Annotated in this window: 14 protein-coding genes; 5 read left to right on the forward strand and 9 right to left on the reverse strand. The window is 57.6% G+C overall.

Going from position 1 to position 17,739, the window contains the following annotated elements:
* Positions 1 to 59 precede the first annotated feature (59 nt).
* Positions 60 to 3,029, forward strand: a complete 2,970-nt coding sequence (locus HWX89_RS13215) for a bifunctional [glutamine synthetase] adenylyltransferase/[glutamine synthetase]-adenylyl-L-tyrosine phosphorylase (protein ID WP_138794903.1) — start codon at positions 60 to 62, stop codon at positions 3,027 to 3,029.
* 44 nt (positions 3,030 to 3,073) lie between these two features.
* On the opposite strand, the gene HWX89_RS13220 is transcribed toward HWX89_RS13215, so the two are convergent.
* Together HWX89_RS13220 and pepN are read right to left on the reverse strand one after the other, a co-directional pair.
* On the reverse strand, positions 3,074 to 5,410 hold the full coding sequence (locus HWX89_RS13220) for a PAS domain-containing sensor histidine kinase (protein WP_138794904.1): 2,337 nt from the start codon (positions 5,408 to 5,410) through the stop codon (positions 3,074 to 3,076).
* Between the two features lie 687 nt (positions 5,411 to 6,097).
* A complete protein-coding gene (gene pepN / locus HWX89_RS13225; RefSeq protein WP_138794905.1) occupies positions 6,098 to 8,746 on the reverse strand; it encodes an aminopeptidase N in 2,649 nt (882 codons plus the stop codon).
* 434 nt (positions 8,747 to 9,180) lie between these two features.
* Here pepN and HWX89_RS13230 point away from each other — a divergent pair, with 434 nt between their 5' ends.
* Positions 9,181 to 10,119 (forward strand): DMT family transporter, encoded by a 939-nt coding sequence (locus tag HWX89_RS13230; RefSeq protein ID WP_138794906.1) that lies wholly within the window; start codon positions 9,181 to 9,183, stop codon positions 10,117 to 10,119.
* Between the two features lie 122 nt (positions 10,120 to 10,241).
* On the opposite strand, the gene HWX89_RS13235 is transcribed toward HWX89_RS13230, so the two are convergent.
* From HWX89_RS13235 to HWX89_RS13250, 4 genes are all read right to left on the reverse strand, one after another.
* Entirely contained in the window at positions 10,242 to 10,433 is a 192-nt protein-coding gene (locus HWX89_RS13235; protein ID WP_138794907.1) for a hypothetical protein, read from the reverse strand.
* A 152-nt stretch (positions 10,434 to 10,585) separates the two neighbouring features.
* Positions 10,586 to 11,476 carry a uracil-DNA glycosylase gene (locus HWX89_RS13240; protein ID WP_138794908.1) on the reverse strand — a complete coding sequence of 297 codons (891 nt, stop codon included), beginning with the start codon at positions 11,474 to 11,476 and terminating at the stop codon, positions 10,586 to 10,588.
* 43 nt (positions 11,477 to 11,519) lie between these two features.
* Positions 11,520 to 12,812 (reverse strand): Hsp70 family protein, encoded by a 1,293-nt coding sequence (locus HWX89_RS13245; RefSeq protein ID WP_138794909.1) that lies wholly within the window; start codon positions 12,810 to 12,812, stop codon positions 11,520 to 11,522.
* Between the two features lie 142 nt (positions 12,813 to 12,954).
* On the reverse strand, positions 12,955 to 13,848 hold the full coding sequence (locus HWX89_RS13250; protein WP_138794910.1) for a LysR family transcriptional regulator: 894 nt from the start codon (positions 13,846 to 13,848) through the stop codon (positions 12,955 to 12,957).
* Between the two features lie 153 nt (positions 13,849 to 14,001).
* Between HWX89_RS13250 and blaOXA the strand changes: the two genes are divergently transcribed.
* The gene (gene blaOXA, locus HWX89_RS13255) at positions 14,002 to 14,811 is read left to right on the forward strand and encodes a class D beta-lactamase (protein ID WP_138794986.1); all 810 of its coding nucleotides are present in this window, start codon (positions 14,002 to 14,004) and stop codon (positions 14,809 to 14,811) included.
* A 1-nt stretch (position 14,812) separates the two neighbouring features.
* On the opposite strand, the gene HWX89_RS13260 is transcribed toward blaOXA, so the two are convergent.
* Together HWX89_RS13260 and HWX89_RS13265 are read right to left on the reverse strand one after the other, a co-directional pair.
* Positions 14,813 to 15,028 (reverse strand): hypothetical protein, encoded by a 216-nt coding sequence (locus HWX89_RS13260; RefSeq protein WP_502707596.1) that lies wholly within the window; start codon positions 15,026 to 15,028, stop codon positions 14,813 to 14,815.
* A gap of 71 nt (positions 15,029 to 15,099) precedes the next feature.
* A complete protein-coding gene (locus tag HWX89_RS13265; RefSeq protein WP_138794911.1) occupies positions 15,100 to 15,564 on the reverse strand; it encodes a hypothetical protein in 465 nt (154 codons plus the stop codon).
* Positions 15,565 to 15,678: 114 nt separating this feature from the next.
* On the opposite strand from HWX89_RS13265, the gene HWX89_RS26455 reads away from it, so the two are divergent.
* Complete coding sequence (locus HWX89_RS26455; protein WP_286086207.1) at positions 15,679 to 15,807, forward strand: hypothetical protein; 129 nt, start codon at positions 15,679 to 15,681, stop codon at positions 15,805 to 15,807.
* Positions 15,808 to 16,026: 219 nt separating this feature from the next.
* On the opposite strand, the gene HWX89_RS13270 is transcribed toward HWX89_RS26455, so the two are convergent.
* Positions 16,027 to 16,815 (reverse strand): SDR family oxidoreductase, encoded by a 789-nt coding sequence (locus HWX89_RS13270; protein WP_138794912.1) that lies wholly within the window; start codon positions 16,813 to 16,815, stop codon positions 16,027 to 16,029.
* A 476-nt stretch (positions 16,816 to 17,291) separates the two neighbouring features.
* Here HWX89_RS13270 and HWX89_RS13275 point away from each other — a divergent pair.
* A partial coding sequence (locus HWX89_RS13275) for an NAD(P)/FAD-dependent oxidoreductase (protein WP_178340734.1) occupies positions 17,292 to 17,739 on the forward strand: 448 nt, incomplete at its 3' end.

A 17,739-nucleotide genomic window follows, 5' to 3' on the forward strand; every position in this document is an offset into this window, starting at 1 on the left:
GCTCCAATGCGGTAGGGACGATATGCAGGTATGGGACCCTGCAGGCAGGGAGAGAGACAGTGCAGAAGACAAATGCCGAAGGCAAATGGCTTGGTGACGTTCAGCCGGATGTGATCCGCCCTTATACGCAGGCCGAACTGAAGTCGGTGTTGTCGACGCTGAAGGACATCGGTCGTAGCGAACCCGCTGTGGCGGATCTGCTTGCGGGAGAAAGCACGCTCAAGACCTTCATTGCCAACGCCTTTACTCTTTCGCCTTATCTGCGTGACATGGCCACGGCGGACGAAGGTTTGCTGACGCTTGCCATATCTGGCCCGGTTGAGCCACTGCTCGCAACGCTGGTGGAGGAAGCTCGCAATAGCTGGAAGCCTTTGGAAGATGCGGGAACCCCTGTCGAAAACGAAGTCATGTCGAGGCTTCGTATCGCCAAGCGTCGGCTTTCCTTCATCGCCGCACTTGCCGATCTCGCACGGATCTTCACCGCCCGCGACACAACGCGCTGGTTGAGCGATATGGCGGATGCGTCGCTCTCAGCAGCCATCGACCATCTTCTGCTTGCAGCGCATGAGGGCGGAAAACTGGTCCTCAGGGATGTGGCTGCACCGAGCGAAGGTTCGGGCCTGATCGTTCTCGGCATGGGCAAACTCGGCGCGCACGAACTGAACTATTCATCCGATATCGACGCAGTTGTCTTTTTCGAGCCGTCCGCAGGCATCATGAAAGATCCGCTCGATGCCACCGAGAATTTTGGTCGCATGATGCGCCGTCTCGTCCGCATCATGCAGGAGCGCACCGCAGACGGTTATGTGTTCCGCACCGATTTGCGACTGCGCCCGGACCCCGGCTCGACGCCGCTTGCCATTCCGGTTGAAGCAGCGCTGACCTATTACGAGGGCCGGGGTCAGAACTGGGAGCGCGCCGCCTACATCAAGGCGCGTCCGGTTGCAGGCGATCTGAAGGCAGGCGCCAACTTCCTGCGCGAACTGACGCCCTTCATCTTCCGCAAATATCTTGATTACGCGGCGATTGCCGACATCCATTCGATCAAGCGGCAAATCCATGCCCACAAGGGACATGGCGCGATTGCCGTGAAGGGGCACAACGTCAAGCTCGGACGTGGCGGTATTCGCGAAATAGAGTTCTTCGCCCAGACGCAGCAATTGATTGCCGGCGGTCGTATGCCGGCATTGCGTGTCCACTCCACCGGGCAGGCGCTGGCTGCCTTGACCGAAGCGAAATGGATCGATCCTGAAACTCGCGATAGTCTGACGGACGCTTACTGGTTTCTGCGTGAGGTGGAACACCGCATCCAGATGGTGCGGGACGAGCAGACCCACACCTTGCCGGACAGCGAGTCCGAACTGAAACGCATCGCCTTCATGCTTGGTTTTGCCGACACCAAGGCCTTTGCCGAAAAGCTCGAGGGTGTGTTGCGTCTGGTGGAGCGCAAATACTCTGCCCTGTTTGAACAGGAAGTGAAGCTGTCAGGCGATGGTGGCAATCTGGTTTTCACCGGCCAGAAAGACGACCCGGATACGCTGAAGACCTTGGCTTCGCTTGGTTTCCAACGGCCGGAAGATATTTCTCGCGTCATCCGCACCTGGCACAATGGCCGCTATCGGGCAACGCAATCGGTGGAAGCACGCGAGCGACTGACGGAATTGACGCCGGACCTGCTGAAAGCCTTTGGCGAAAGCACGCGTGCGGATGAGGCGCTACTGCGGTTCGACAATTTCCTCTCCGGCCTGCCTGCTGGTATCCAACTCTTTTCGTTGCTCGGCAACAATCCGGCACTTCTGTCGCTGCTGGTAACGATCATGTCTTCTGCGCCAAGGCTTGCCGAAATCATCGCGGCCCGTCCACATGTGTTCGATGGCATGCTTGATCCCGCTCTGATGAGCGATATTCCGACGCGCGATTATCTTGCTGCCCGCATGGACAATTTCCTGTCTTCTGCGGTTCACTACGAGGACGTTCTGGATCGGCTGCGCATCTTCGCCGCCGAACAACGCTTCCTGATCGGTGTGCGACTGCTGACTGACGCCATCCATGGCGATATTGCCGCCCGCGCTTTTACTCATCTTGCCGATCTGGTGATCGAGGCGGCACTGAAAGCGGTGCTGGCGGAAATGGAAACAGCGCATGGTCAATATCCCGGTGGCCGCGTTGCTGTCATGGGCATGGGCAAGCTTGGTTCGTTCGAACTCACAGCAGGTTCGGATGTCGATCTGATCCTGCTTTATGACTACGACGACAGCGCACATGAATCGACCGGTGCCAAACCGCTCGATGCCGTGCGCTACTTCACCCGTGTCACACAAAGGCTGATCTCGGCACTTTCCGCCCCGACGGCGGAGGGGGTGCTCTATGAAGTCGACATGCGCCTTCGCCCTTCGGGCAACAAAGGTCCGGTCGCGACACGCATCGCAGCCTTTGAGAAGTATCAGCGCACGGAGGCCTGGACTTGGGAGCATATGGCCCTGTCGCGCGCAAGGCTCATTTGCGGCGACGCCTCGTTGATCGAGGATGCCGGAAAGATCGTTGCGTCAATCCTATCCGAGAAACGGGATGTGTCGAAAGTCTCCGCAGATGTTCTTGAAATGCGCTCGCTGATTGAGCAGGAAAAACCGCCGGAAAACATCTGGGACTTCAAGCTTATCCCCGGTGGTCTGATCGATCTGGAGTTCATCGCGCAGTTTTTGGCGTTGGTCGGACCCGCCAAGGGACTGCCTGCGCACAAGCCCGGCCTGAGTACACGTGAAGCGCTTCAGGCCATGGCAGCGGGAACAATGGACCCGATGGCCTTCGACGACTGCATGAAGGCGATGGCGCTTTACACGGAAATTTCGCAGATCGTCCGTCTGTGTATCGATGGCGGCTTCAATCCGAAGGAAGCCCCGGCAGGTCTGGTCGACCTTGTCTGCCGTGCGGGAGATTGCCCCAATATTCAGACCCTGGAAGGTGAGGTGAAGCGACTGTCGAAGGCGGTACGCAAAGCCTATCAGTCAACGGTCAAGAATGGCGGCTGACGGGCCAACGTCTTGAACGGAAGCCCATTTCTGCCGTTGCGATATCAATGCTTCGTGCCGCAACGCGCCTCGGCATGGGGAATGACAATCGTGACCACCGTGCCCTTGCCCTCGCAGGAGCGGATTTTCATCGTGCCACCATGCAGCTTGACGAGTGAGCGCGAAATGGCGAGGCCGAGACCTGAACCGCCCTGGCTCTTGGCATATTGGCTTTGTACCTGCTCGAAAGGTTGGCCAATCTTGTCGAGCGCCTTGGCGGGAATGCCGATGCCTGTATCGGCAATCGTCAGCATAAGGGCGGCTTCATGAACATGGGTGCGAAGCGCGATGTGACCGCCGTCTCCCGTGAACTTCACGGCATTGGACAAAAGGTTCAGCATGATCTGCTTCATGGCTCGGCGGTCGCCGTGCATGGTCAGGCCTGAGCAGACGCGCTGGTGAACGGTAATGGCCTTCTGTTCCGCCTGAATGGCGGTAAGCCGCAACGTTTCCTCGATCAGCGGAGCAAGATCGACCGTCTCGCGGTTGATGCGCATATGTCCTGCTTCGATCTTCGACATGTCGAGAATGTCGTTGATGACGTTCAGCAGGTGTTTGCCGCTGTCGTGGATGTCACGCGCATATTCGGAATATTTTGGTGAGCCCACCGGACCGAACATTTCCGCCAGGAGGATTTCTGAAAAGCCCAGGATGGCGTTGAGCGGCGTGCGCAGTTCATGGCTCATATTGGCAAGGAACTCTGACTTCGCCTTGTTGGCAGCCTCTGCGCGTTCTTTTTCTGACAGGTAATTGGCGTTGACCGCAGATAGCTCTGTCTTCTGGCGTTCCAGCTTGTGTTGCGAGGCCGAGAGATCGCCAATCGTTGCCATCAGGCGACGCTCGGATTCGCGCAGGCGCTCCTGATGGCGCTTGAGAAGCGAGATGTCGGTACCGACAGAGACAAGTCCGCCGTCGCGGGTACGGCGTTCGTTGATCTGCAGCCAGCGATCATCGGCAAGCTGCACTTCCATGGTGCGGGAGAGGCCGGATTGATCGGGATCGGCAACGCGGCGTTCCGTAACCGGACGCGAGGCGGCAGCCAGCAGGACAGCCTTTTCGGTGCCAGCGACGAGAACGCTGTCCGGCAGGCCGTAAGCCTGCTGATAATGGGTGTTGCACATCACCAGACGGTCGTTCTTGTCCCAGAGAACAAAGGCTTCCGAGGTGGATTCGATCGCGTCGGCGAGGCGCTGATCGGCCTCTGCATAACGTTGTGCCAGACGGTGCTGCTCGGTGACATCCATGGCGATGCCGATCACACGCGGACCATTGTTCGTGCGGATGACCTGGGCACGGGCGCGCAGCCAGACGTAATGTCCCTTGGAGTGGCGCATGCGGAAGATCTGGTCGATCTGGCGAAGGTTGCCACAACCCACAGCGCGGGCGAGTTCATAGAGGTTGCCGTCCTCGGAATGCATCATGCGGGCGGCGTCGGAGAAGGACAGGGGTGCTGCCTTCGGCGGCATGCCCAGAATTTCATAGAGCGATCCCGACCAGAACATGCGCCGGGTGGACAGGTCGAAATCCCAGAGACCGCACCGGCCGCGCGACAGCGCGGTCTCAACCCGCAGGTTGGATTCCGCAAAAATATCGTCCGCATCGCGTGCGCGTCTGACCTGCATGTAGTAGGCGTAGAGGATAACGAGCAGGATGGCGGAAATGCCTGCGAACAGCGTCACGTTCATGGCAATTTCGCTGCGCCAGAAAGAGCGGATCGGCTCAAGCGACCTGGCGGCAATCACCATGCTGCCGTCGCTGCCGAACGGGATCATCGTGGCGTAGTGCTGGATGCCGTCGATCGTGGTCTCGACGGTGCCGGGTGCGCCGGGAAAGCGCTGGACGATAGCAATTTCCGGCAGCAGCGCGGGAAGGGCGGTGCCAATGTAAAGCGGTGCTTGCTTGCCTGCACCGGCAAAGATCCGGCCATTGCTGCCTGAGAGCAGAACCAGGGTTCCATCGGCAAGACTGCCAGGCGGCAGCGCGGCCAGCAGGCTTGTCTCCGCAGGCGTGCGATCCTGCATGGCGAAAACCTTGCCATTGTTGAGTAGGGCGGCCTTTGCCGTAAGCGCGGTCAAGGCCGTGCTGTGGCGGGCCGCTTCTTCCATGCGGCTGTATTCGGAAACGATACCAAGCACGCGCGATGCAGCAACGACAACGAGGAACGCCAGAATAAGAATAGGAATCAAGCGCTTGAGCAGGCTTTCAACCTGCGGAATTCGCCGCTCGTCGCCATCCATCAGACCCATCAGGTCACTGGAGAGGCGCTCTCCCCAGGCCGCAAAGTCTGAAAATTTGGCATACGGCCGCTCATCGCCCGCAGTCGCCCGCCGCACGTTCGTCATTGTCCCGCCTTGTGATTGTCCCTCATGGAATTCGAAGCGCCGCCGCCCGAATCTGCCTTAATGAATCATTTGCGATTCGCCGTGTCCAGAGGGAGAAGTTAAAAGAATTTTAACCCTTTGAACCGACTCCGCATTTTTTCACGTCGATCGGAGAGGTGATTTCACCGTCGCTGTCGTTTCCGAAAAACAGGACGCCGACGCATCGCTTTTCTGCGAACAGGACGCGTAGCCGGAAACGATTTTTCACGCTTGCGAATAGGCATAGAGAGCAGGCTCCAGCGTCTGGACAACACCATTGCCTGCGGCCGGAAGCCTCGCCACTAAGGCGCTGACGACGTCCTCGCGGTTCGCCGCGAGCACTTTGGCCTCGAGACTGTGCAAGGCAGGGGCCTCATCCAACTGAACGCTGCAAGAAGACCGATATAGATCACGCACTGCGTTTTCGGATCGAGCATCAAGGCCGCTCCAAAGATTTTGGATAGCTTCAACTCAGGCGACCTGCCGTGGGGTTCCGGCGATGAGGCGCTGGAGCAATGTGCCGATTTGGGACATGTCACATATGAATTTCGCCACCCGATCGTGCTGTCAGCGTGATCGGGCTGAAGAAACAAATCCGCCGCCTTGATTGGGATCAAGGCGGCGGAATACGTTCTCTGTCATGTCTGGGCGATGCGCTTTTGCTCGCTATCAGCCCTTCAGGATACGCTCGACGATATCGCCGACATCAGCTGACAACCCTTTGGTTTCAGCGATCTGCGAGAGAGCCGCTTTTGCCTTTTCTCCGCGATTGGCTTCGAGGGAACGCCAGGAGCGCATCGATGTCAGAAGACGTGCGGCAAGCTGCGGGTTGCGTGTGTCGATGGCGATGATCTGCTCTGCCAGGAAACGATAGGCAGCGCCATCCGGTCGGTGGAAACCGGTGGGATTGCCGAAGGCCAGTGTTCCGACCAGCGAGCGAACGCGGTTGGGGTTGGACGGGATGAAATGCTTCGACGCCATCAGTCCCTTGATCCGTTCCAGTGCGCCTTCACCCGGAATTGCGGCCTGCAGCGAGAACCACTTGTCCAGCACCAGTGCGTTATCCGCAAAGCGACCTTCGAAGTCTGCAAGAGCCTCGACGGTCTGTGGTTGCTCGGGGAAGCGTTGCGTCAAAACGCTCAGGGCATGAGCGAGGTCGGTCATGTTGCCAGCCGTTGCATAGGCCCGGGCTGCACGATCCGGCGTTTCCTCGGCAAAAGCCAGGTAGTTCAAGGCGCTGTTACGCAGCGACCGGCGACCGGCATTCTCGGCGTCGGGGCTGTAGGCGCCTTCGTTGCCATAGGTTTCAAACAGCCGGGTGAACGTGGCAATACCAGCCTTGGCTATGGCAGCGATTGTTGCGTTACGCGCCTTGTGAATGGCGTCAGGGTCCGTGTTACGACCGAGTTCACGGGCAATGTCCGTTTCACTGGGCAGCGCAAGCGCCTGCGCCCGGAAGGCGGGTTCGAGGCTCTCGTCACCGGCGACTTCGATCAGCGTGGCGATGAGGTCGGCATCCACAACAACATCACCACCGGCATGGATGGCTTTCGTGGCGGCAATCAGCGCCGGCAAGGCCAGCTCTGTCAGAGCCTGGAAGCGGGCAAACATATCCGTTTCGTGCCGGGCAATCTGCACGAGATCAGCAGGCCGCTGCACGAAGTCGATGTTCACGGGTGCAGAGAAGCTGCGATTGATTGAAACGACCGGCCGCGATGAGATGCCGGAGAAGGTGAAAGTCTGGCTACGCTCAGTCAGGTGCAGCACACCGTCACGGTAGTCACCGCCCTCAACGGACTTCGGTTCGGCGATCTGACCATTGTCGAGGATCAGCGCCAGCGACAGAGGAATATGCCGTGGCTGCTTGACCGGCTGGCCGGGTGTCGGAGAAATAGTCTGCTCCAGCGACAGTTTGAACGTGGAGGTGGCAGAATCGTAGTCCGTCGATGCGGCAACAAGCGGCGTTCCGGCCTCGGTGTACCACAGTGCAAACTGTGTCAGGTCACGGCCACTGGCATCGGCAAAGCTCTTGACGAAATCCTCGACCGTCGCTGCTTCACCATCATGGCGCTCAAAGTAGAGGTCCATGCCTTTCTTGAAATCACCTTCATCGAGGATCGTCGCGATCATGCGGGTGACTTCAGCACCCTTTTCGTAGACGGTCGTGGTGTAGAAGTTGTTGATTTCACGATAGCTGTCCGGGCGCGGCGGATGAGCCAGCGGACCGGAGTCTTCAGGGAACTGTTCGGACTTCAGGTGACGCACATCGGCAATGCGCTTGACCGGTCGCGACCGCATGTCGGATGAAAATTCCTGATCGCGATAAACGGTCAGGCCTTCCTTGAGGCAAAGCTGAAACCAGTCGCGGCAGGTAATGCGGTTGCCGGTCCAGTTATGGAAATATTCGTGCGCGATGATGCGCTCGATATTGGCGTAGTCCGCGTCGGTTGCGGTTTCGGGGTCTGCCAGCACGAACTTGTCGTTGAAGACATTGAGCCCCTTGTTTTCCATCGCGCCCATGTTGAAATCGGAAACGGCGACGATCATGAAGATATCGAGGTCGTATTCGCGACCGAAGCGCTCTTCATCCCACTTCATCGAACGCTTCAACGCGTCCATGGCATAGGTTGCGCGCGGCTCCTCGCCGTGCTCGACATAGATCTTCAGCGCGACATCGCGGCCGGTCATGGTGGTGAAGGTGTCCTCCACAACCCCGAGGTCGCCTGCAACAAGCGCGAAGAGATAGCTGGGTTTCGGGTGCGGATCGAACCAGGCAGCGAAGTGCCGGCCTTCGTCGTAGTTGCCGCCGCCGAGGAAGTTGCCGTTCGACAGCAGCAGCGGATTGCCTTCCTTCGCCGCGATGATTGTCACGGTGTATGGTGCCAGAACGTCAGGACGATCGGGGAAATAGGTAATCCGGCGGAAGCCTTCGGCTTCGCACTGGGTGCAATAAACGCCATTGGTGCGGTAAAGCCCCATGAGCTGCGTATTCACCTGCGGATTGATGTAGTTCGTCACGCAGATCTCGAACGGCGTTTCTTCCGGCAGATCGCGGATCGTCAGGTTTTCCGGCGTTGCGTCATATTGCGAAGCGGGAAGCTCGATCTGGTCCAGGAGGACACTCGACAGCTTCAGTTCGTCGCCATCCAGGATCAGAGGGGCGGTCTTTTCCGCGCCTTCTCGTCTATGGAAAATCAGACGGGCCTCGACCTTGGTATTCTTGGGGTCGAGTTCGAAAGTGAGATCCACGCGCTCAAGAACGAAATCGGTAGGGCGGTAATCTGCCAGGTGAACGACCTGGCCCGTATCTGTTCGCATGACTATTCCTGAATAATTCTGTCGATCGTCGGCCAGGCATCATGTCGTCACAAAGCCTGAATGTAAAATACGGAAGTACTCGTCACGTTCATGTGAGCGTCGTGGGACATTCTGTCCCCGGAAAGAGGATCAAACCTGCAGTGTAGTTTGTCCTCCGGCCGCTGGTTTCTGCGGACCATGGCAGCAAATGTTGAACGATTGCTGAAGTTGTTTTGATTTTTATGAAAATTTTCGAGGTTGGCGTTGGTTGCATTTCAAGGAGTGCCGTCACGCATAAGCAATCAATCGAATTCATGGATGGATAACGATTTTTGATGTGAAGCGGTCGCACATTTGTTCTAGCCTTGCGGAAATTTAATTCCCCCCTTGCGTCGTCCTTTTCGTGCGAAAAAATCTTTGATGGCGTTTTGTGCAGACGATATGAGTAACTGCCGATGAGCGCCGATGCCTATAGTCCCGTTCGCGGGATTTCCATGAAGCTGATTTCGGTCGGCTTCTTTCTGATGATGCAGACCTGCATCAAGGCGTCAGGGCCGGATGTGCCTCCGGGGCAGATAACCTTCTTCCGCTCGGCTTTCGCCATTGTCCCGATCGTCGTCTATCTCGCCTGGCTGCACGCATTGGCAAGTGCGTTACACACCAACAATCTTGCGGGCCATTTCAAGCGCGGTTTTCTCGGCATCCTGTCCATGGCCTGCGGTTTTTATGGTCTTACATTGCTGCCCTTGCCGGAGTTCATCGCCATCGGTTACGCATCGCCATTGCTCGCCGTGGTGTTTGCTTCGCTTATCCTGCGGGAAAAGGTCAGAGTCTATCGCTGGAGCGCCGTCGCTATCGGTATGGTCGGCGTCCTGGTCATTCTGTGGCCGAAAATGACGTTGCTGCGTGAAGGCGGGTTCGCTGCGGGCGAGGGGACGGCGGCGATTGCCGTTCTCGTCGGTGCTGCGCTGGGTGGCCTGGCGATGATCCAGGTACGGCAACTGGTCGAAACGGAAAAGACGCCAACCATTGTCCTGTACTTCTCGCTGACGGCAGCCTTGCTGTCCTTGGTCAGCGTGCCATTTGGCTGGCTGTGGCTCAATCCCCAGCAGGCGGCCCTGTTGATTGGCAGCGGTATCTGTGGTGGCGTGGCGCAGATCTTTTTGACGGAAAGCTACCGGCACGCCGAAGTCTCGATCATCGCGCCTTTCGAATACAGCTCCATCGTCTTTGGAATTGCCGTGTCCTACGTTCTGTTTGGCGATATTCCGACAACAACGATGCTTATCGGTACGGCGATTGTCATCATGGCCGGTATTTTCATCATCCTGCGCGAGCACCAGCTTGGTCTCGCCAGAAAAGCGGCGCGCAAAGCCTCGACGCCACAGGGATGAATTTCCTTTTGAGGTTGCCGTCACCCTGTAGGGTGTCTTGAAATGCAAAAGGCGCCTTTCCGGAGAAAGACGCCACAGCGCAGTTCTTCATGTCGCATCGGCAGATCGCCGATCAAACAATCTTAGCGTTCGCGAAAATCCGCAAAAACAGCAGAAGGACGCGTAACGCGAACCTGCTGCGCAGCAGCGCGAGCCGTCATCTGTTCATTGGCGGCAGCGCCAAAACGATGATAGCCATTGCTCGAACGGGGGCTGAGGCCCGCCAGACGAAGCGTTTCAAAGCCGGAATGCACCGGACGGAAGCGAGTGGTCATTGCCTTGGTTCCTTAAACCTTTTCCTCCCAAGACATGGCGGGATATATCGCAGCGCAGCATGGATTCGGCAAGCAAGGCAAATGCGCCGCTGTTATGCGCAAAATGCATGGCTTTTTTCACAAATCATTTACATTGAGCAGAAAGGAGGCATTTACGATTGCGTGATACGCGCCCTGAATGCCAATAAATCCTGCCAGGACAATGACTTGGAGGCGGGGGCGTTCAAAAGTTCCTGCGGATGCAAGCTGGCAAGGGCGGGCAAAACAAGGTGCCCGGCGGCGATATCCCGCCACTGTCCGCGCATGGTATGAATGGTTCCGCTGCCGCCAAAGAAGAAACGTGCGGTAAAGTTGCCAAGAAGCAACAGGTGTTTTGGCTCATAAAGCGCGATTTGACGCTCGATGAACGGGCGGCAAATGTCCATTTCCGCCTGAGTCGGCTGGCGATTGCCCGGGGGGCGCCAGGGGACGACATTGCCGAGCACGATACCGCCGCGCTCAAGCCCGATTGCCGCCAGCATGCGCTCAAGCAGCAACCCGGTTTTGCCCGCAAATGGAATGCCTTCACGATCATCATCGGCGTCGGGCATGGAGCCGATCACCATGATGCCGGAGGCAGGGTTACCTTCTGCGAAGACGGTGCTGCGCGCGCTGTTCTTCAGGTTGCAGCCGTTGAACGCTTCCACAGCAGTCTTGAGTTCTTCGATGGAGCGGGCGCTTTCGGCCGCAAAGCGAGCAGCCGCCACGACCTGCTCGTCCGGAACGGCGACATTCTGTTGAATGGCGGGAGTGGGCGGCGCAGCTCTGCCCGAAGCGGCTGCCGGCCGTCGCGATGGTTCGGCCGAGCCTGCCGGTCGATCATTGCCCTGACGGTCGCCCTGGGGAGCTTCCTGCCTCGCCGTTGATCGTGCCGGGCGGCTTGCCGCAAATTCCGCGAAACGGTCAATCGACTGGTCTTCGAGAAGCCAATCCACGCCCGCATCCGCATGGAAATGCAGAAGCGCGGCAAGTTCTGCCGGGGAGAGGTCGTGGGCCGAAATCATGAGGGAAAACTATCCCAAGTCCCGGCCCGGCGAAACCCGTAAATCACGCTGTCCAGCGTTCAATGTCTCCGCTTTCGCCGATCATGGCGAGACCGTGGGCGATGGACAGCATTTCGCCGCCGCTTTCGATCTTGTCCGTACCGAAACGACGGGTGAAAAGCTCGCGGACGGCCGGCACGAACGACGTGCCGCCAGTCAGGAACACCTTGTCGATGGCGTCAGGCGCGGTGTTGGTCTTGACCAAAACCTCGTCCAGCGCTTCCTCGATCTTGCCCAGGTCTTCGGAAATCCAGCTGTTGAAATCGCTCCGCTTGACGGTCTTGCGTCCCGCTTTGCCGAGCGGGGCAAAGTTGAACTCTGCCTCTTCCTGAGACGACAGCGCCATCTTGGTTGCGGAGATGGCCTGATAAAGGGGATAGCCCTCATCGTGCTCGACCAGATCGATGAACATCTCCAGCTTTTCCGGCTCTATCGCTGAACGGACCAGCGATTTCAGATCGGAAAACTCCTTCGAGGTCTTGAAGATCGACAACTGGTTCCAGCGGCCGAAATTGACGTAGTAACCCGAGGGGACGTCGAGAACCTTGTCGAAGCTTTTGAACTTGCTGCCTTTGCCGATTTCCGGCGAGACGAGGTTGTCGATCATGCGGAAATCGAAATGGTCACCGGCAATGCCGACACCCGAGTGGCCGATTGGCGTTGCCGAAAGCTTTCCGCCATGGCTTTCGAAGCGGATCAGCGAATAGTCGGTGGTGCCGCCGCCGAAGTCGGCCACCAGAACATTGGCGTCCTTCTTCAGGCTCTGCGCAAAGTAATAGGCGGCTGCGACAGGCTCATAGACATAATGAATTTCCGGGAAGCCGGCGCGTGTCAGCGCTTCATTGTAGCGGGTCAGCGCCAGTTCTTCATTCGGGTTCATGCCTGCGAAGCGTACCGGACGTCCGGCGATGACTGTTGAAACGTCGTTGTGCCATTCGTCTCCGGCATAGGTCTTCAGCTTGCGCAGGAACACCTCCATCAAGTCTTCGAAGCTCTGGCGCTTTGCGAAGATCAATGTGCCCTGAAACAACGAGGATGCGGCGAAGGTCTTGATCGACTGCAGGAAACGACAATCGCCGGGATTGTCGATGAATTGGCGGATAGCGGCATGGCCCGCTTCCACATGCAAGGCAGCGGCGCCAAGGGCGTTATCCTTCATGAAGGAGAGAGCGGTGCGCATGCTGTCTGCCGTTCCCGCACTGCTGGTGAAGCGCATGGAGTGGCTGGTAGTGCCAGAATCGGAAATTGCCATGACCGTGTTGGTCGTGCCGAAATCGAGGCCGAGTGCCCTTGCCATAGCGGATATCCTTATGTGTCAACAAGAGATGCGCCGGAAGCCAGTGAGCATCCGGACAGATAAAGGGACGCAAAAAAGCGCCCGCCTGTTTTGAAGAGGGCGCGTGATCGCACAGGCAATTGTGAATAGCAAGCGCGTGGCGTCAGTTTTTTGACGGGGGCATCCGCATCGCCTCTGCTCTCGCCGCAATCCAGGCCGCAAAGGTCGCCATTGCCTTCGTGACGCTGCGCGACTTCAGACGGGTCAGCCAGTAACACCCCTTGGAAACATAGACCGGGAAGGGTTGCACCAGATCGCCGGATGAAAGCTGGCGCTGGAACATCAGTGGCGGGGCAAGTGCGATGCCGATACCTTGCATGGCTGCCTCGACCATCGGCACGGAGGAGTCGAAGACGATACCTTTGATCCGTGGCGCCGCCACACCTGCCGCTTCGAACCAGCCTGGCCACTCGTCCGTGCGGTAGGAGCGCAGGAGCGTATGCTGGGCAATATCCTGTGGGCCTTCAAGCTGTTCGGCAATGGTGGGAATGCACAGCGCCGAGAGTGGCGCCGAAAAAAGCTCGTCCGCCTCCGTGTCGTGCCAGGCGCCATTGCCGAAACGAATGGCAAAATCCAGCCCCTCCGCAGCGATGTCGACACGGTTGTTATTGGTCGACAGGCGAACATCGATGAAGGGATAAAGCTCGTGAAACTCCTGCAGGCGCGGCAAAAGCCAGCCGACGGCGAAAGTTCCAACGGCGCCGACGGTCAGGACCTCCTGAAGGTGACCATCCTCGAAGCGCTGCAGCATCTCGGCCATGCGGTCAAATGAATCACGCAGGGTTGGCAGCAGCGCCAAGCCTTCGTCGGTAATCATCAAGCCACGGGGAAGACGACGGAAAAGCGTTACACCGAGGCGTTCCTCCAGCAATTTCACCTGATGGCTGATCGCAGTCTGGGTCACGCACAGTTCTATCGCCGCGCGGGTAAAGCTCAGGTGGCGCGCAGCAGCCTCAAAGGCGCGAAGAGCGTTCAGCGGCAGGTGGGGGCGGACCATGCGGCCATCTCCATTTAACGGACTATGGCATTTAAGCCCAAGTTTAATTCATGTCTTACGGCAGATATCATCATTTGTCGCTTGCCTGCAAACGCGCCTAAATCGGTACGACCAGACATAGAACGGTCGCCAATCCAAGGAGAATGAAACATGATGACAAGACGATTTACCGCTGCATTTTTTGTGGCGATATCAATCTGTTGCCTGCCATCTCGTAACGTGCTTGCCGCAGAGCCGGTGCATTGCACGGTTGTTCTTGATGCCGAAAGTGGCGCTGTGCTCCATAGCAATGGCGAATGTGAAAAAGCATTTGCACCGCAATCCACATTCAAGTTTCCTTTGGCTATCATGGGATATGACGCGGGTATCCTGAAAGATGCGACGACCCCGCGATGGAACTACAAGAGCACGTGGAACCGGCCGAAGCGCGAGCAGAAATCGGTCGACCCGACGATCTGGGAAAAAGACTCGATTGTCTGGTATTCGCAGGAAATCACCAGAAAGCTGGGGCAGAAAAAGTTCGCCGATTATGTGCGCGATTTCGGATACGGCAATGCTGATGTGAAGGGTATTCCGGGCCAGACGGATGGTTTGACGGAATCCTGGCTGATGTCTTCCCTGAAAATTTCCGGTGACCAGCAGGCTGATTTCGTACGCCGTTTCATCAATGGAAAATTGCCGGTCTCGAAAGCCGCGTTTGACAAGACGCGGGCGGTCATTCCGCAATTTGCCGCAGACGATGGTTGGCAGGTGCATGGCAAGACCGGTTCCGGCCGCATGCGCAACAAGGCTGGCAAGCCGGATGGTGATGCCTGGCTTGGATGGTTCGTCGGCTGGGCAGATAAAGGAGAGCGGCGTGTTGTGTTCGCACGGCTTAACATCGCCGATTGGAGCCGCGAAGAACCAATCAGCTTCGTGACGCGCGATTCGTTGATTGCCGATCTGCCGGCGCTGGTGAAATAAATCAGCGTACGAGGCGACGTACCAAAAAGATCAGCACCAGGCCGACGATGGCAACCATTGCTCCGCGCCAGATCCACGGGCTCTGGTCGATCATGAAGCTGGAGGCCGGGTAGGGGAAATATCCGCTGCCCTGTCCCATCCAGACGAGGCCGATAAGCGTAAGCAATACGCCAAGGACACCGAGGGAAATTCGAAACACGCGCATCATAGACCCCATAAGCATAACCTCCCCGCACCATAATGCAGGGAGGTCGCCGATGTCATGCGAAACTGACACATATGGATTTGTCAGGTCTCCGCATAGTAACGGGTCACGACGTTGGCGTGGCTGTCTTCTTTGTCACCCGGCCTCATAAGGTTGTTGCCATCTTTGGAAGTGGTGCCGTTGACGGCTGCATCCAGGAGACCGCGAATGATGCGATCCTGTTGCGCTTCGACTGCCCGGTTGCGTGCAACTTCGAGCGCCGCTTCCTTTTCGGCCAGACTGCGGCGCAACGCAGCTTTTTCGCTCATCGCATCGGAAGCACTGTTCACAGTATTTCGGACAGGCGCCGTTGTCGGCTGTGTCGACGGAGAGCTTGCGACCGGTGCCGGATTGGAGGCGCCAGACTGTGTCGATGGCATGGGCTGCTGTGCCTGTGCTCCGCCATTCTTGCCAGCTTCGGACGTATTCGTTTCTGAGCCGGGAGACTGACCTTCCGTCGGTGTCGGAGATGGTTCGTTGGGTTGCGGCTCCGCTGCTGGCGTGCCCACAGTACCATCTTGTCCAGAGGACGAATCGCTTTCGGTGTTGTTTGCCGGGGCCTCGTTTGCAGGAGCTTGTTCGTCGGGTGATTCTACCGGCGCAGCGCCGTTGTCGCTTGCAGAGTGTTCCTGCTCGGCTGTTCTGCGGATGTGGGCGGCGTGCTGCCCGCCTGGTTGTCGCTGGTCGACGGGCTCGATGGCTGGTTGGCTGTGGTGTTCGACGTATTGCTGTTCTGCGTCGAACTGGACTGATTGCCCGACGTTGCGCCGGGGGTGGTCGGTCGGAGGATATTTTCTAACATGTCGGAATGCCAATTGATAATGGGCAGTCCGTATTCGCAAGCGCCTCAATATTGCGTGCAGTCGCACACTCGCATTTAGTTAAAATGTGCCGGTATCTGTGGTTTTTATAATGATTATTCAGAAATAATTATTCTGGAGCCGAAGTTTCGACTCCAGAATGTTGTTTTATCAGTTCGACTTCGATGCACCGCCATCGACGCGCAGCATCGTGCCGGTGATGTAGCTGGCAGGCTGGGAGCACAGGAAGGCTCCGGCGGCACCAAATTCCTCGACGGAGCCAAGCCGTCCGGCGGGAATGGTCTTGACCGATGCTTCACGGATTTCTTCGACGCTCTTGCCGAGACGCTTGGCGTTTGCGCCATCGAGTTCATCGATACGGTCGGTGTGGATGCGGCCCGGAAGCAGCATGTTTGCCGTGATGCCGAAGCCCGCGACCTCACTCGAAACCGTCTTGTTCCAGCCAACGAGGGCGCCGCGCAGCGTGTTGGACAAGGCAAGGTTTGGGATCGGCTCGAAAACGCCAGAGGACGCGACGGTCAGGATGCGGCCCCAGCCTTGTTCCTTCATCTGCGGCAAAAGGGTGTTGGTCAGGGTAATGACGCGCAAGACCATGGACTGAAAGAAGGTATCAAGCTTGTCGGCGGTCATTTCCTGTGCCAGGCCGGGGGTAGGGCCACCGGTGTTGTTGACGAGAATGTCGATGCCACCGAGCTTTTCCTTGACCGCCTGCGTCATGGCATCAACGAAACCTTCGTCAGCAAGGTCGCCCCAGACCCAGTCGGCCTTGCCCTTGCCGAGGGCATTGATTGCCTTGCAGTTTGCCTCCAGCTTTTCACCGCTTCTGCCAACCAGAAGAACGTTTGCGCCTTCCTTGGCGAGAGCAGTTGCTATGCCGAGGCCCAGCCCACGCGAAGAGGCGAGAACAAGGGCGCGTTTGCCGGAAATGCCGAGATCCATGACGAATATCCTTATGCCGAAATGCAGATGACAGTGTTTATAGGTGGCGGTGGCTCGCATTTGAAGGCTGGTTCAAGCCCGAATGGTTTTTGAGTGCCGATTATTTTTGATGCTAGCATCACGCTTTGCTGATCGGCGGTTAATCGGTTCGCTTTCCAAGCACCCATTTTCATCGCCTCTTCATTTGCAGATCGTATGGTCGCTTGACGCACATTCAGCGTGAATTTACTATTACGTGAACGTAAAGGTAATATGTGCAAACTTAGTCATCAGGTTGTCTGACAAATATCTGGCATACGACATGTTTTGCCGCTATAGAAGCTCGACAAGTGTGTCATGCTTTGCGAAGACAAAAGGCATCGATAAAGCTGCCTTGAAAGGTGCAGCTATCTGATTTCGCGATGAACCGCAGGATCAATAGTTGCTGCGATGGGTGGAAACAACAGCCGGAAGGGACCGGCGAGTGAGAGGGTAGAATGACCGAACCGATGGAACTCCCTGAACGGGAATCGATGGAATTCGATGTCGTGATTGTTGGTGCAGGTCCCGCTGGCCTTTCTGCGGCGATCCGTCTGAAGCAGATCGATCCGGATTTGTCTGTGGTTGTTCTGGAAAAGGGCGGCGAGGTCGGCGCGCACATCCTCTCCGGTGCGGTTGTCGATCCGATCGGCATCGACAGGCTGCTGCCGGGCTGGCGCGAGGAGGATGGGCATCCCTTCAAGACCGAGGTCAAGGACGACCAGTTCCTGTTGCTCGGCCCGGCCGGCTCGATCCGCCTGCCGAACTTCGCCATGCCGCCATTGATGAACAATCACGGCAACTACATCGTCTCGCTTGGGCTGGTCTGTCGCTGGCTGGCGGAAAAGGCGGAAGCGCTCGGCGTCGAGATCTATCCGGGCTTTGCCGCCACCGAAGTGCTTTACA

The sequence above is a fragment of the Rhizobium sp. RM genome, from assembly GCF_013390595.1.
In the GTDB taxonomy this organism is placed as follows: Bacteria; Pseudomonadota; Alphaproteobacteria; order Rhizobiales; family Rhizobiaceae; genus Agrobacterium.